Origin of the sequence: Vibrio sp. AND4 (assembly GCF_000171815.1) — a bacterium.
Taxonomy (GTDB): Bacteria; Pseudomonadota; Gammaproteobacteria; order Enterobacterales; family Vibrionaceae; genus Vibrio.
Window position 1 is genome coordinate 1 of sequence record NZ_ABGR01000040.1, and the last position, 16,584, is coordinate 16,584.

A 16,584-nucleotide genomic window follows, 5' to 3' on the forward strand; every position below is an offset into this window, starting at 1 on the left:
CATGACGCAGCGTATCGATATTCGATACAGCAACGAGTCAGCCGTGTGAGTGGTCATATCAATACGTTGGCAGAGAGCCTACATAATATCCTTGTCAAACTGAATCACTCATCAGAAAATCTCACCTCTGCCGCATCAACGAACGAGCAAACGTCATCGCAAGCACAAGCTCAGTTGAACTCTCAGCGTGAGCAAACCGCAAACGTTGCGACAGCAATGACAGAGATGTCTCACTCAGTGCAAGAAGTCGCACAAAGTGCTCAAGGCTCGTTAGAGATGGTACATCGCGTCGAAACCGCTTCTGATCTCGGTCGTAACGTTATGAACAGCAACATCTCAACCATCAGCCAACTTGAAACACGTTTAAACGAGTCAGTCTCTGCAGTTTCAGAACTACAGCAGATGAGTGGTCAAATAGGCTCAATTCTAGATGTAATACGTAATATTGCGGAACAGACCAACTTGCTTGCACTAAACGCAGCCATTGAGGCGGCACGTGCTGGTGAACAAGGTCGGGGCTTCGCCGTAGTCGCAGACGAAGTTAGGGTACTGGCTTCAAAGACGACACAGTCGACAACAGAGATTGAAGCGATGATCACTAACCTTCAATCCAGCTCGCTGTCGGCGAACCAAGTCATTCAAAGCTGTATGAGTGATATGGAAACCTGTGTCGAACAAGCCTCGCGAGCAAACAGCTCTATGGAAGAGATTCAAGCACTGATCATCGAAATCAGTCAGATGAGTACACATATCTCTCAAGCGGCCGTTCAGCAAAGCGAGACATCAGCGGATATTGCACGAAACATTGAAGACATCAATGCCATTGCTGAACAAAGCTACCATGCAATGTCGAGCATTACGCAAACCAGTGAGTCCTTGACTAGACTGGCGCATCAGCAAAATGAGCTGGTTCATCGGTTTAAGCTATAAAATCTTCTCAAATCTTAGAAAAATCATTACAACCAACTGTATAAAGGCGACTTTTATTGAAGTCGCCCTTGTTTTTTATCAGCCTTGTCTACATATGCCTTATATGGCTCGCTCATCCCCTTTTCTTTTCTCTTTTCGAGCAAGCCAAATAAAAAGGAAAATCTATGGCTGTTCATGTTGGTATTATCGACCAAGACCCAGTGAGATTAATTACTCCTCTTTTGGATAATCGCACTGTCAGTACACATATCGTCTTTATCGGCGACAAAAGCCAATTCGATATGTACGAGCGACTGAACGCAGTATTAGAGCAGCGAGAAATTACGTCGGAATTCTTTGAAATTCCCTCTGTGGTCAATACGTCTCTGATCAAACAATCTATCCAAGAATTGGCGCAAAATCTCCACGACCGGAATGAAGAAGTAAAACTTAATGCAAGTTGTGGACTACGTCATCGGTTACTTTCTGTGTACGAAGTGTTCCGAACCTACCGCTGGCCAATCTTCGTAGTAGAACCAAACAGCGACAAACTTTGCTGGCTTTACCCAGATGGCAAAGAGGACACACAAGTCGAGGACCACATCACGATATCGGATTACCTCACTATCTTTGGCGCACGCGGCGAATTCCACCATGTAGACCTTCCACCTCAACTTGACCAAACCCTATATGAGCTTGGTGAGCGTTGGGCTTCGAATGCTCTGGAACTTGGACCTGGTCTCGCTACGCTGAACTACCTTGCCACCACTTGTCGTAAAGAGCAGAAGTTAGATGTTGAGCTTTCAGAGAAACAACAAGGCTACCGTGAACTGAACATGCTGCTTACCGATTTGGTTGAAGCGAAGATCGCGACTTACGAAAATGGCGTTCTCACCTTTGCAGACGAAGATGCACGTCGCTTCTCTAACGGTGAATGGCTAGAAACACTGGTCCACAGCACAGTAAAACAAATTCAAGACACCATGCCGACGATTCAAGACCGTTCATTAAATGTTCAGGTTTATCGCAAACTCGGTGAAAGTGAAGTTCGCAATGAACTTGACGTCGCAACGGTGGTAAACAACAAGCTTCACATCATCGAATGTAAGACCAAAGGCATGCGTGACGATGGCGATGACACCCTTTATAAACTGGAATCGTTGCGCGACCTATTAGGCGGCTTACAAGCACGAGCAATGCTCGTCAGCTTCCGCCCACTGCGTCACAACGACATCACTCGTGCAGAAGACCTAGGCTTAGCCTTGATCGGCCCTGACGAGCTGAAAGTTCTGAAAACGCACCTGACCGAGTGGTTTAAAGCCGCTGGCGGTTCTGACGAAATCTAATCGTTAATATCCGATCAAAAAAAGCAGCCTCGAGCTGCTTTTTATTGGACCAGTTTTGTTTGAGTACTCAAGAAGAACAGAAACATAAAAAAGCCAGAGGCAAACCTCTGGCTTTTTTATGTTTGTTTGAATATCAACTAAATAATGTACTTAGAGCATCTTACGCGCGGCTTCTACTACCACTTTAATTGAGCGAGCTTCCGTTTCTTTCAGCGTTGAATGATCTGGAATCTCTTTCTGTGTACGGTTGATGATAACGCCCGCAACGCAACCAGCTTTAAGGCCTGAGCTTGCACACATGGTTAATAGTGTTGCTGACTCCATCTCGAAGTTCAATACGCCCATGTCCTGCCACTCTTGCATAGAGCCTTGGAAACGCTTCACAACGCGACCAGAGAAAGTGTCGTAACGCTCTTGACCTGGGTAGAAAGTGTCACTCGAAGCCGTCACGCCCATATGAACGGTTGCACCAGATTCTTCAACAGCGGCTTTCATTGCGGTTGCGATGTCAAAGTCTGCAACTGCTGGGAACTCCATTGGAGCAAAGTGCAGGCTGGCACCGTCTAAACGAACAGAACCAGTGGTTACGATCATATCGCCAACGTTGACATGAGGTTGGATTGCGCCTGTCGTTCCCACACGTAGGAAAGTACGAACGCCAAGCTGCGCGAGTTCTTCTACTGCGATAGACGTCGATGGGCCACCGATACCAGTGGAACAAACCACAACTGGGTTACCGTCTAGCTCTGCACGGTATAGCGTGTATTCACGGTGACTTGCGAGAAATACTGGGTTTTCCATTTCTTCTGCGATTTTTTGTACGCGCGCTGGATCGCCCGGAATGATCGCTAGAGTAGCACCATTAAGATCCGCTTCAGTAACACCTAGGTGGAATACAGCTTGAGACATAAGTCGCTCCTTGTTGTGGCTTATCTTACAAACAATAAGCTCATTAATAAGTTGTTGGGTACAGACGCACTGTAGCGGACCTTTTACCAATATTGAGTGATCGCTATCACAATGAAATAATGTAATAAAAACGCAATTTCAAATTAAAACGGTTTTGATCACACTTTACAAGTCATAAAGGCACTCAATTGCATAGCAAAGAGTGATTTACCAAACAAATCATTAATTTTTTCCATCTTTAGATAAAAAACCCAAGACAAGACTGCCTTGGGCCATTTATACACCGCGAAAACATAATGTATTTTATTACACTTGCTTTGATTCAAATCGCAACAGACGCAATGCATTCAGTGTCACCAATGCCGTAGCACCGCTGTCTGCAAGCACCGCAACCCATAAACCAGTGATACCAAGCAAACTTGTCACTAAGAACACACCTTTCAGGCCTAATGCTAACGCCACGTTTTGACGAATATTGTTGAGCGTCGCTCGCGAGAGCTCGATCATGCTGGCTAGTTCAATCAAACGATTGTGAGTCAATGCAGCATCTGCCGTTTCTAGTGCGACGTCCGTACCGCCGCCCATCGCAATACCAATGCTTGATGCTTTCATGGCAGGTGCGTCATTAATACCATCGCCCACCATCGCCACGGTGTACTGAGCTGAAATTTCTTCCACGTAGTGCACTTTGTCTGCAGGTAGCAAGCCTGCTTTGTAATCAAGACCAATTTGATGAGCAATCGCTTCAGCACTGCGCGGGTTATCACCAGTTAGCATTACAGAGGAAATACCCAACTTCGTCAATGCCGCAACGGCTTGCTGAGCGTCTTGACGAAGCGTGTCTTGCCAAGCAATCAAACCTATCACTTCATGATCAGAACAAGCAATAACCACGGTTTTACCTTGCCCTTCCAACGCCACCACTTGCTGCTCTACCTGTTGTGAGATCAAGAAGTCCGCTTTTGATGGCGCAATCACCTGAATCAATTTGCCTTCAACAATGCCTGTCACACCAGAGCCCACTTGCGCGGTTTTATCTGCTGCTTCTGGGATATTGATGCCCTGATCTTTTGCTTTGTTCACCAATGAAATAGCTAATGGGTGGCTTGAGCCAATCTCAATCGATGCCGTCAAACGGAGTAACTGCTCTTCAGTTACATCAAACGCGACCAAATCCGTGACTTGCGGCTTACCTTGCGTCAAGGTGCCCGTCTTGTCGAAGGCAACCGATTCAACACGGCCTAGCAATTCAAGCGCTGCGCCGCCTTTGATCAATGCACCTCGTTTTGCCGCCGCCGCTAAGCCAGAAGTGATCGCCGCCGGTGTAGAGATAACTAAAGCACATGGGCACGCAATCAATAACAGAGCCAAACCACGATATACCCAAGTTTCCCAAGGCTGAGCGAACAGCAATGGCGGTGTGATAATAACCAGCAGCGAAACCAACATCATCAACGGCGTATACCAGCGGCTGAACTTGTCCAAGAAACGTTCAAGAGGCGCTTTGCGTGATTCAGCTTCCTCAATCAAATGCAGAATACGATCAATCGCATTTTCACCTTGGCGAGACGTCACTTTTACTTGCACGACTTTATCAACAACCACAGCGCCCGCCATGATTTTTCCGCCTTCGTTGTGCTCTGCTGGAACAGACTCGCCAGTTAGTGCACTCTCATCGAAGCTTGCCGCTTGAGTCATAAGCAGACCATCAGCAGGCATACGACCGCCAGGTGCAACTTCAATCACGTCACCCGGTTGTAACTGCGCCGCTGGCACGTCTTGACGTTCGCCATCAACAATCAGCGTTGTGTTCTCTGGAACGAGATCCATCAATGCTTGAACACCACTGCGAGCGCGAGATGATGCGTATGCTTCTAACTTTTCACCAATAAGGAAAAGCACTAGCACCATCGCCGCTTCAGCGGTTTCACCAAGATAAAGCGCACCTAACGCCGCCACACTCATTAATGTTTCAATCGCAAAAGGCGTACCACTGCGAGCCAACTTGACCGCTTTCATCGCAACCGGGTACAAGCCAAGCAAACAAGTTAAGGTGAACAGCCAATTACTTAGCGTTGGGCTAAAGTCAGAAATGATGCCAGCAACCGCCATCGCACCAGCGATAGAAAGGATCTGTGCATTGTCTTTGATGACGCCTAACCAACCCTTTTTTTCTACTTTTGGTTTAGGGGCGTCAGCCGATGACAGAGGAAAACCGGTTTGCTGAGAAACCAGCTCGATAACTGAAGCCAGTGCACGGTTGTCAAAATCGACCACTAACTTTTCTGTCGCAAACAAGACTTTGGCGTTAATGACCCCCTCAACGGAAGAAATGGCCTTTTCTAGTTTTTGCGCACAGGCAGGACAATCCATGCCCGACACGAACCAACTATGACGAACGGAGGATTCGAGGGGTTCGGCAGGGCCCTCGTCTTCAACAGAACCCGAACTGCAGCTTCCGCTACTACAACAAGCCCCTTCGGAAGTCTCGACACTGGCTTGCGTAATATTAAGCTTAGATTTGGCTGGGGTGCAGCAAGAATCGTTTGTGCCTAACGCCACCGCAGATTTGACTTTGCCTGTTTGGCAACCTTGATGTTTCACACACATAATTCACTTTCCTTATTGGTGATAATTCTCTATCTACTAACAAGAATAAACCTTAGAGCTAACTCCAAGGTCAAGCCTATTTATGTGTAATTGGTGAAATTTATACTTTTTCGTCTTCCAAAGTCGTTGCCACTTCATCAATCAACACGGCGTCATGAGAACAGAAAGGCTGGCAGTTAACACACGTGATCGCTGGATCATCTTCGATGTCCTCTTCCCCGAAGTTTTGCATCAGATCTTTAATGTGTTTGTTCAGTACGACCAATGCCAGCAACCCAAAGACGATGGTGCCGACAGCTTGACCATACAACACGCCCAACGCGCCATACCATTGCGAACCAAAGTAAACAAAAGGCAGAGTGCCAAGGGTTGCTTTACCCAAATTTAACGCCGTGGAGTACAGCGGTTTACCCAAGTTATTAAAGGAAGTATTGGCGACAAACAAGGTCCCATTAAAGACAAACGTAATAGCAACGTAGGAACAAAATGCCACAGCAATAGTCGCGGCATCGCCCGTTAGGCTAAACATGGCTACGATGTAATCTTGCAGTACATACAGCAAAGCACAAACGGCCAGTGTGTAAATCGTGGTCACAAGTAAAGAATCAGTCAGTGTTCGCTTAACACGATCCATGCGCCCTGCACCAAAGTTCTGCCCAATGATAGGGCCAACCGCACCTGAAAGCGCGAAAATAACCGCAAAACAAACTGGCGTTAAGCGCCCAATCACCGCAAGCCCTGCAACGAAGTCCTCGCCAAATTGAGCAATATGTGTGGTTACAATCGCATTGCCAATTGGGGTCGCTGTATTGGTAATAATTGCTGGTATAGCGATGGCCAAAATCGGTTTGAGATTATTCTTGAATATATCGAAGTCTGGAAAAGAGACCAATTTATGCACATTAATCAATGGATAAAGGGAGAAAGTTAACACGGTGAAGCGAGCAATCACCGAAGCCGCAGCAGCCCCTTCCACGTTCCATTTGAAAACAAAGATAAACAGCGGATCAAGAATGGCATTAATAATTCCTCCCGCTAAGGTAGCCCACATCGAGCGCTTGGCATCACCAGCGGCCCGCAAACACGCACCTGCGGACATACCCAGCGCGAGAATCGGGGCGCTTGGTAAGAGAATGTTGAGATACGCTTCAGCACGTTCAGCAGCAACACCCTCTGCCCCAATGGCAGACAACAGCTCTGGGATATGAACGAACATTCCCACCGTGATAACTAAGCTGATCATAAAAGCGACCAACATGATGCTGCCACTGGTTAGCCTCGCTCGTTCAAAATCTTTTGCGCCAATGGATTTAGAAACCAGTGCTCCCATGGCAATCGAAGTACCGATGGATGCCGAAGTTGAGAAGAAAATCAGCGTTCCTGCAAAGCCTACGGCAGCGGCCAATTCAACCTGCCCCAACATACTGATGAACAGCATATCGAGTAAATCGACGACAAACAGTGCCATCAAACCAACCGATCCGGCCCCAGACATCACCAGGATATGGCGCATCGTAGAACCTTGGACAAACTTCGCGTCTTGTGTGGACATATTCTTCCTCAAAGACAAAAGACGCCGAAGCGTCTTTTGTCTCAATACTTATTATTTTGATATTAAACGGGGTGCTGGAAACATTCGTTCAGCGTCTTCCCGATGGCTCTTAATACATCGCGCCTTGTAATGACGCCAACAAGCCTCTCTTTGTCATCGACAACAGGATACATTTTGGGTTTACCTATCTGCATCATGTCTGCTAACTCAATGATAGACATATCGGGCGACACAAACAGAACGTCATCGTGCATACATTCTTGAACCGTGTGTGTGTCCTGACAGTGATAAGTGGCTTTAACGAGTTTGTCTAAAAGGTCTTGTTCAGAAAGGAATCCGATGACTTTCTCGTTTTCATCGATAACAGGACCACCTAGAGTAACACTTTGCATCACCTTGTCCAAAGCCGCCGTCAACGACATGTTCTTGGTGAAAGTCACTGCCTGTAACGTCATATAATCTCTAACTTTAAGTGAATGCATTTTATCTCCTTAGCGGCGCGTTTTTGCTTGCTTCAAGATAAGTGTCGTCTAATTTCTTGATTTTACTAAATGGAAATTAGCAATTTTACTTATAGATAGCGCCTATTGATCGTTATTTAAATCAATACATAAGCAGAATCTATGGATAATAAATTGCATAGTTATATAAGTTCACTTAGAAAGTACATTTCGCTACAAACAAAGATTATAAAAGCATGAGGTGGTTCAAGTCAGAAATAAGTCAATAAGCGAGTCTAAAGGCAAATAACTAGCTATGCAGTGCGCATAAAAAAACCAGCCCCAAATTAGGCTGGCTTTCGTTGTATTATCACGCAAGAAAATTATGCGTTTTGCATTGATTCAACGATGTCACGAGCAACCGCTTCAGCCACTTTAATACCATCGATACCCGCAGATAAGATGCCACCAGCATAGCCAGCCCCCTCACCCGCAGGGAAAAAACCTCTCAAGTTAAGACTCTGGAAATCTTTACCACGCTTAATACAAACTGGAGAAGACGTACGCGTCTCAACACCGGTAAGTAGACCATCTTCAGAAGCAAAACCTTTGATCTTACGATCGAATGCGGGGATTGCTTCACGAATTGCTTCAATAGCAAATGCAGGTAGTGCTTTAGATAGGTCAGTCAGTTTGATGCCCGGTGTGAATGATGGCTCAACATCACCTAGCGCACTTGGATCGCGACCTTTTAAGAAGTCACCGATTTTTTGTGCTGGTGCATCGTAATTCTCACCGCCTAGTGCGTAAGCGCCCGATTCCAGGTCACGCTGGAAACGGATCCCCGCAAGAGGATCGCCCGGGTAATCGACTTCTGGAGAGATTCCTACAACAATTGCACTGTTCGCATTACGCTCTGCGCGCGAGTATTGGCTCATACCATTGGTGACCACGCGACCTTCTTCGGAAGTAGCCGCAACCACAGTACCACCAGGACACATACAGAAGCTGTAAACGGTACGACCACTCTTACAGTGGTGAACCAGTTTGTAGTCTGCCGCACCAAGAATGGGGTGACCTGCGTTTGGACCAAAACGTGCTTCATCAATCATCGATTGCTTATGCTCAATACGGAAACCAACAGAGAAAGGTTTCGCTTCCATGTAAACGCCACGTTCATGAAGCATTTCAAAGGTATCACGAGCGCTGTGACCAACCGCTAGCACTACGTGACGAGATTTGATCTCCTCACCGTTTGATAGCGTTACACCTGTAATTTGACCATCTTCCATATGCAGATCATCCACACGAGTACTAAAGCGGATCTCGCCGCCAAGCTCAATGATGCGGGCGCGCATCTTTTCGATCATAGTGACCAGTTTAAACGTGCCTATATGCGGCTTACTTACATAAAGAATTTCTTCTGGTGCACCTGCTGCCACAAACTCAGTGATCACTTTACGACCGTAAAAGTTTGGATCTTTCACTTGGCTGTAAAGCTTACCGTCAGAAAAGGTGCCCGCGCCGCCCTCACCAAACTGCACGTTTGATTCTGTGTTCAGTGTGCGCTTACGCCAGAAGCCGAACGTGTCTTTGGTACGCTCACGAACTTCCTTACCACGCTCAACAATGATTGGGTTAAAGCCCATTTGAGCCAGAACCAACCCCGCAAACAGACCACAAGGACCAAAGCCAATCACCACTGGACGCTCTGTGAGATTCTCTGGCGCTTTCGCCACAAACTTGTATTCCATATCGGGAGTTTGGCGAACGTGCGGATCGTTTTCGAATTTCGCTAGCAACGCTTCCTCATCACCTGCAATGATGATGTCTAGCGTGTAGATAAGATGAATATTGGTTTTCTTACGAGCATCGTAGCCGCGTCTAAAGACATTAAAAGAGATAACTTTCTCAGCAGCAATGCCAAGCTTTTTAGTAATCGCGTCCAAGAGCGCGTCTTCCTCATGATCAAGAGGGAGCTTAATTTCATTAATACGAATCATGTGATGTCTCGTTATGGTAGGTGTCTTAGCCAAAGCCACACATTTCCCTTCACGCTATGGGAGGAAAAGATGGTCAGCTCACAATGGCGCGCATTTTACGAGAAATTGATTTGTCTGTCATACTAAATCCAAGTTGCGCGGTGGAATTAACGTAGCGAATGTTGAATTTTACTTTGGGATGAGTATTATCCCCATTCTTCAATTCTGACTAACTTGAGAGCTGATTATCATGGCGTTTGTCGTAACCGATAACTGTATCCAATGTAAATACACTGACTGTGTCGCGGTATGCCCTGCTGATGCCTTCCACGAAGGCCCAAACTTTATGGTAATCAACCCAATTGAATGCATCGACTGCGGCTTGTGCGTGGATGAATGCGCTGCAGCGGCCATCTTCCAAGAAGACGAACTGCCGGATGATCAAGTGCTCTACAAAGAACTCAACGCAGAACTTGCCGAAATCTGGCCAGTACAAACCGAAATAAAGCCAGCAATGGATGAAGCAGAAAAGTGGAACGGCGTGCCAAACAAATTGGACATGCTAGAAAAGTAAACGTATTAAACCGAAAAAGCGTAATAACCTCTTCTGCTGAAACAGTTCGGGGTCGTTACGCTTTTTTGTATCTGAAAATCGCTGATGCGATCAGCTGTGTTGACGACGCATATTATCCAAAATAATACCTGTCGCCATCGCTACATTTAGTGACTCCGCCCCACCAAACGCTGGAATAGTGATTTTATCGGTCACAAACTTCGATGCCGCTTCACGCACGCCGTGGGATTCACTACCCATCAACAAAATGCCGTCTGCTGAGAATTCCGTTTTGTGCACGCTTTCACCTTCAAGGAAAGCGCCATACACCGGCAAGTTTGCATCTTCCAAGTAGCTTGGTAAATCCACTAGACTCACTTGCACACGACCAAAACTGCCCATGGTTGCGCTGATGGTTTTCGGGTTGTATGGGTCGGCACAATCAGTACTCGCAATAATGTGCTGAATACCATACCAATCCGCAACGCGAATGATTGTACCTAGGTTACCCGGATCAGAAACCCCATCCAGTGCAATCATCAAGCCTTTTGCCTCTGGCACTTTTAGCTCAGGAATTTCGACCACAGCAATCGCTGCATTGTTGCTCACCAGCGTACTTGCTTTGGTTAGGTCATCCAGCGACGCTTCAACGCTCTCGAAGCCATTGAGTTCTTTACTGTGCTGCCCTAGAAACTCAGCAGTCGCAAAAATCTGCTTTACCGTGAGGGAGCTGTTCGCCAACTCCAGTACATTCTTTTCACCTTGAACCAGAAATAAGCCGTGCGCTTTACGCTGCTTCTTTTGACCCAAAGCACGAAGCAGTTTTAGTTGGTTTTTTGAAATCATGAAAATATCCCAGGTGAAAATGGCATGAATTAGAGCGCCAAATTATAGAATAAAGTGAAATGAACAAAAAGAGACGCCGGAAACGAAAAAGCCTCGCTGTATAAGCGAGGCTTTTAAAGTGATGCTTGCAGCATAATTTAGCATAGCCCGAACGGGCTTTCAAATAGTTACAACACCACTTGCAGCGTAAGATTGCATCAAAAGTCTGCATATTTGGCCTAATACTTAAAGTCAATGTTGTAAAATTACCACACTTCTATCAGTCTCTTGAGTGACTTAGTAGGCATGCATGTAACAAACTTTTGAACATTTCTGAGTCAGTGGTTTTTCTAAATTAGCTATTCACGGATAATTAAAACTAATCGTTAAGAATATTCAAACTCTATCTGTAACCTTTCAACATGATCAAAGTTAGCCCAGAAGTAACACCGCGACAAAATGGCCGCACTCAACTACTTATCGGTGACGCAGAATATGACGTCACTACTTTACTAAGCGCTTACAAACTAGATATATCTGTAAATCTACAAAAAGACATACTACTCATTGTTGTATATCTCGGGCCTAAAGATCTGCCAAATATAATCCGGTTCATTTACAGGAGTGTAATTATGCTTGTCGTATAACCACCCGGCAGTAGAAGTTACTAGAAGTATCCGTCGTAGTTTCATAATAGAAGGATGCTTGTGGCAACACCTAATCATCCAACTGCCCAACTTCTTACCCTGCCATTCATCAACAACATATACATCACATAGATACCCAAAAGTAAATTTGTCTGTAACAAATCTAGCAAATCCGATCTGATCATCTTTGTAAAACAATCCGAAGCAAAGGCTAGATTCAATTGAACCAGCAACTGTTTTTTTGTCTATACCCTTTGCCCATGCCGAACTAGTTAAATACCGAAAAATATCATCCAAGTCGAATCTAGACTGGTCTGTCGTCAAAGTGAAGTCACCATTGTGCCAGCAATAATTTTTGTCCATATACTCACCTTTTATTAACAATTTCTAAGAGGAAGTACTTCCTTTTGTTTTTTAAACTCCAAATGATGATTGAAAAAAATACTGATAAAAGCGCAACTAGCGTGCATATTGACCACAGAGTTTCTGGCGCACCAGTCATTGAACTCAAAAAATGACCTGAAGCAATGTTACCAGTAACACCGCCAAGCAAGCCTGCGATACCAAGCACACCATACGCTGTGCCAAGAAACTCATCTCTAACCTGTAGGGCGACGACTGAATCGATAGTAGGATCAATTGTTATTTCGCCAACAGTGTATATGGACACAAATACAATAAACATCCAAAGCTCAGTGTTAAGACCTAGCCCGATAAAACAGATTGTTAATGAAGTAAAACCAATAGCCATTGTCATCCAGTGTGAAAACCGTTCGTTCATCCACACATTTAGATAAACTTGAAGCAAAATAACCACTATGGCATTGGTGATAAATAGGAATGTGACTGCACTGGTACCCCAATAATTTGAGGCGAAAAGAGGGAACGAACTCTCTAGCTGCATATATAGAAAACTGAATAGTGCATATAACAATGATAGCACCCAGATTGCTGGTGTTTTAAAAATACAAATTAAACTAGATTTAACACTAACATTTAGATTTTTGATAGAGTTAGTAGATAGGTGGAGCTCTAATGGTTTCTCTACTTTAAGCAATACTACAAATGCAAAAGCTTGACTTAATGCTGCAGATAAAAAGAAGTTTCCACTTCCAATCCCTATGAGTAAGCCTCCAATAGTACTTCCTACTGCAACACCGATATTATTGATAGTACTACGAAAAGAGAACAGTAGTACTCCGTTATCACCATCAGACACCTTAGCAACCAAAGCTTTAGCCGCTGGAGTAAACAATCCTTTACTTATACCAATCAATGTACTTAAAATGCAAATTAATAAAGTATCACTGCCTATATGCATAAATAGTAAATAACAAGAAATTTGTAAGGCTAAACCAAACTTCATCGTAAATTGTGCGCTTTTCTTATCAGTCAAAAGCCCACCAATAAAGGTAGCCCCATACTGCCCAGCTAAAAATAACGACAATTGAAAAGTCGCAAACTGGGTAGATAACGCTAAAGTATTAACCAAATATACCACCAAAAATGGTATCACACTGAAGTAACCTACAGCAGTTAACCACTGGACAAAAAGAACCAATTTAACTTCACAAGATAGCTCTTTTAATTGATCATATATTTTCAATTGTAACTACCTCGACTTCTTTCATAATTAAGATTTTTCTAGCTTCTAGTTCATGTTCGTTGTTAGCTTCAATAATAAACCCGCCATACCTATCAAAGGAATCAGTCATAGGTTTAATTTCAACACCATCTTTGGCTTTCCATTCATACCAACGAACCCACTCGGGAGTTCTCTCAAAAGGATGTTTAACATCTGTTACGATTCCACTTATAAAATCGAAATAAACGATCTCTGAACAACGATTATCAAAATTGGGTACTTGTACATTATTGCCTAGAAACAAGTTGATAGTTGACCTAATTAGGTCAAATCCAGTAGCTAACTCTACCAACTGCCAAATTCTGTCTCCTCCAGGGCGGTTATGGCATTCGATGAAATGAAAGTTCTCGTTATCCTTCTTGAATTCAATATGAGCGACACCATCTCTCAACTGAATATTATTGAGAACACCGTTTATCCATAATTTAAGTGAGTGATCAATGTGCTTCTTCGAAACTACTTTGTGTCCAACTTCCACAACACCTGATAGTCCACCCAAAACCTTTTCTGTAACAGCTATAATATAGTGTTGACCATTAATGCTAAATGTTTCGCAACTAAATTCTTTGCCCGGTGCAAAGCTTTCAATTAAATAACCCTCTTTACAATTTTCTAAAGCATCATGGAGGTTATAGTTGATCGAGACTGAATGACTCCCCATACCATCCCTTGGTTTTATAACCACCGGAAATCCATGCATTTCAATAAAATTAATTATACTGGATTGATTTTCTATAAGTTTATAATTTATTTTGCTAGGTAGATTAGAACCAGTTAGTTCCCTCGTTCTAAACTTGTCTCTACATATCAATGAACAAAAAAGAGAAGGTCCTGGAATATTAAGCATTGAAGAAATAATAGCTGATGGCACAGTGCCAAGTTCTGTAAATGATAAGACACAATCGAATGGATGTATCTTATGGTTTTCAAGTATAACCAAGATTAATTCTTCAACATTATTAAAGTCGACTAACAAGACATTATTACAACTATTAGACTGATAATCAGACAATCTCCATTTTTCGGTTAATATGCTAACCAACGCATTGCACTGTAATGATTTTTTGTAATAATCATCTGTGGGACCAACTAATAGAAGATGTTTCTTTGAATTCATAATATTTTAATCCCAAGCTTTTAAGGAAACAGAAATTGTTTCGCAAAGTAATCTTTTAGAACGCTCACTTTGATTGAAAGATGGCATTAATTTAATTGTATCAGGTTGGTGACTACACACAGTGGTAAGAATTTTATTAGAGAATAGTTCACTCCAAATAAAAAACGCAGTTTCAGGTGAATCAAATTTTAAGAAATTAAGGTTTGAATACGAAACAACATTTATTATCTTATTTGGAAAGTTTGAATTTAATTCTGTTAGCATCAGATGGAATTTAGATTGTTCTAATCCATAATCACTCGAATCATATAAGTCATCTATTAACTCAATAACTTTTAGTGCTATGGATTGAGATATGTTATTGCCTGAAAATGTCGAGCCAAGTAACTTTGCGTAACCGGGTTGACATGAAAAGTTTTCGAACAACTCCTGTTTTACTACCAGTTGAGACGAAGGAATAATTCCACCGGTCAAAGTCTTTGATAACACAATAATATCTGGCTCGATTTCCCACTCCAATGCCTGCATAGCGCTATATTTTCCGGAACGCCCCATCCCAGTAAAAACTTCGTCAGTGATCATTAAAGTATTAGTATTGTTACAGACATTCCTTATCTCCCTAGCTTCATCTTTATCCAATACAACACCGCCAGCCATAGCCTGAATTGGTTCAATGATCACCGCTGAATATTCTTTCGTATCAAGAAGCTGTATTGCTTCTGATGTGCTAGAAAAGAAGTCAACAAATCCAGGTTCAACAATGGAATCATAAGCCTCATACCAGAAAGTACTGTCATTGAGCTGTAAGGTTAATTTGGATAGCCCATGAAATCCTTTGGTTCTAGCTAAAATCTTTTTTCGACCGTTAGTAAACGTTGCGAGTTTTACAGCTGACTCTATTGCTTCCGCTCCTGTGGATAAGCTCCAATTATTCCAAGAACCTATTAGACCTAATCTATTAATAATCACTTTGGCCAACTCTGCAGGTAACGAAGAGATACCAAAAGGAGTAATTGATATTGGCTTCTTCTCAAGCAACTGTTTCGTGAAATCTATGATAGGGGGATAATTATGACCAAAGATGACAGCACCATAGTGCCCAATAAAGTCAAACCATTCCTCACCATTAAGATCAACCAGCAGGTCTCCTTCAGCTTGTTGGAATACTGGGGGGGTAGAGCCTATATTCTCAAGCGTATTTACCCAACCTTTATTTACATGACTTGAATAGTCATCTACAATCCCTTTCATGACGGTAAAAAGTCCTTCATGGAGAAACTTAAAGCTGGCTTTTTTTGAAGAACGTGTAAATAATGTAGTTCTTCCCAAGCTCTCCAAGTCATTTCTAATAAAAGACCATAACAGTCGCGAGCAGTTTTTTGAGTATCCACACTTTGCTCTCCACATTCAGCCAGCAATAGTCTAGATATATATGGGTGAGCTAGTTTTTCGTTTAACGATTCATGTTTTCTAGAACTTTCATTTGCCTGTTCATCAAAAATACCTGAGTTAGCAACTGCTTCATTGATTATATTCGGTTGGCCCGGTAGCCCTTCAGTTATTGTGGCCGCCGCACAATAAGCAACAACATGATTTCCGCCCAAGTACGTATACATATCGCACAATAGCTGTGCAATGGGAACTGGCAACGATCTGTGGATACTGTCTTCTTCTAACCCTAACTGAATACATGTTCGAAGTTCATATGATTCATGCCCCATCTCCTCGCTATAATAACGACGTAATAGCTTCTTTAACGGTGGAGATAATCGGAGCGTCATAGCATTAGATACAAGATCTACAAATCGGTCTGTAATATAATATTCTTGAGCATATACCGCTTGAATCAAGGTTTCTTGACACCCATGCATATTGGAGTTTAGTGCTTTCGGGAAACTTGCTTCTCCAAACTCCTGCAAACTCTCTATTGCCCATCGCTCAAGTCTTAACGCTAAATTTGTACCTGAATCCGGTCTTTCAATTAATAGCTCTGGAAAAGTCTTTCTTTCTGCATCTTTACCTTTGCTTCTAACCAATGCCCATAGAATT

12 protein-coding genes and 1 pseudogene are annotated in these 16,584 nt (G+C 43.4%); 3 read left to right on the forward strand and 10 right to left on the reverse strand.

The features are described 5' to 3' along the window. A pseudogene (locus AND4_RS17295) lies at positions 1 to 930 on the forward strand (methyl-accepting chemotaxis protein); the annotation flags it as partial. Between the two features lie 164 nt (positions 931 to 1,094). Continuing rightward, positions 1,095 to 2,255: a DUF1887 family protein gene (locus AND4_RS17300; protein ID WP_009844278.1), complete on the forward strand. Its 1,161-nt coding sequence runs from the start codon at positions 1,095 to 1,097 to the stop codon at positions 2,253 to 2,255. Between the two features lie 150 nt (positions 2,256 to 2,405). Here the strand turns inward: AND4_RS17300 and udp are convergent, their stop codons facing one another. The 5 genes from udp to AND4_RS17325 all read right to left on the reverse strand — a co-directional run bounded on the left by udp (position 2,406) and on the right by AND4_RS17325 (position 9,769). Then, on the reverse strand, positions 2,406 to 3,164 hold the full coding sequence (gene udp, locus AND4_RS17305) for a uridine phosphorylase (protein WP_009844279.1): 759 nt from the start codon (positions 3,162 to 3,164) through the stop codon (positions 2,406 to 2,408). 306 nt (positions 3,165 to 3,470) lie between these two features. Continuing rightward, positions 3,471 to 5,774 (reverse strand): zinc/cadmium/mercury/lead-transporting ATPase, encoded by a 2,304-nt coding sequence (locus AND4_RS17310; RefSeq protein ID WP_009844280.1) that lies wholly within the window; start codon positions 5,772 to 5,774, stop codon positions 3,471 to 3,473. A gap of 100 nt (positions 5,775 to 5,874) precedes the next feature. Then, a complete protein-coding gene (locus AND4_RS17315) occupies positions 5,875 to 7,326 on the reverse strand; it encodes an MATE family efflux transporter (RefSeq protein ID WP_009844281.1) in 1,452 nt (483 codons plus the stop codon). Positions 7,327 to 7,388: 62 nt separating this feature from the next. After that, the gene (locus tag AND4_RS17320) at positions 7,389 to 7,808 is read right to left on the reverse strand and encodes a CBS domain-containing protein (protein ID WP_009844282.1); all 420 of its coding nucleotides are present in this window, start codon (positions 7,806 to 7,808) and stop codon (positions 7,389 to 7,391) included. Positions 7,809 to 8,149: 341 nt separating this feature from the next. Beyond that, positions 8,150 to 9,769 (reverse strand): NAD(P)/FAD-dependent oxidoreductase, encoded by a 1,620-nt coding sequence (locus AND4_RS17325; protein WP_009844283.1) that lies wholly within the window; start codon positions 9,767 to 9,769, stop codon positions 8,150 to 8,152. Between the two features lie 229 nt (positions 9,770 to 9,998). On the opposite strand from AND4_RS17325, the gene fdxA reads away from it, so the two are divergent. Beyond that, complete coding sequence (fdxA, locus tag AND4_RS17330; RefSeq protein ID WP_009844284.1) at positions 9,999 to 10,322, forward strand: ferredoxin FdxA; 324 nt, start codon at positions 9,999 to 10,001, stop codon at positions 10,320 to 10,322. A gap of 90 nt (positions 10,323 to 10,412) precedes the next feature. On the opposite strand, the gene AND4_RS17335 is transcribed toward fdxA, so the two are convergent. The 5 genes from AND4_RS17335 to AND4_RS20325 form a co-directional block, all read right to left on the reverse strand. After that, positions 10,413 to 11,147: an RNA methyltransferase gene (locus tag AND4_RS17335; RefSeq protein WP_009844285.1), complete on the reverse strand. Its 735-nt coding sequence runs from the start codon at positions 11,145 to 11,147 to the stop codon at positions 10,413 to 10,415. Between the two features lie 993 nt (positions 11,148 to 12,140). Continuing rightward, entirely contained in the window at positions 12,141 to 13,379 is a 1,239-nt protein-coding gene (locus AND4_RS17345) for an MFS transporter (protein WP_009844287.1), read from the reverse strand. Next, entirely contained in the window at positions 13,366 to 14,535 is a 1,170-nt protein-coding gene (locus AND4_RS17350; RefSeq protein ID WP_009844288.1) for an ATP-grasp domain-containing protein, read from the reverse strand. Before AND4_RS17350 ends, AND4_RS17345 begins: the two co-directional genes overlap by 14 nt. 6 nt (positions 14,536 to 14,541) lie before the next feature. Next, entirely contained in the window at positions 14,542 to 15,786 is a 1,245-nt protein-coding gene (locus AND4_RS17355) for an aminotransferase class III-fold pyridoxal phosphate-dependent enzyme (RefSeq protein ID WP_009844289.1), read from the reverse strand. Further along, on the reverse strand, positions 15,783 to 16,584 hold an 802-nt coding region (locus AND4_RS20325), incomplete at its 5' end, for a hypothetical protein (protein ID WP_186004063.1). The genes AND4_RS17355 and AND4_RS20325, both read right to left, overlap by 4 nt.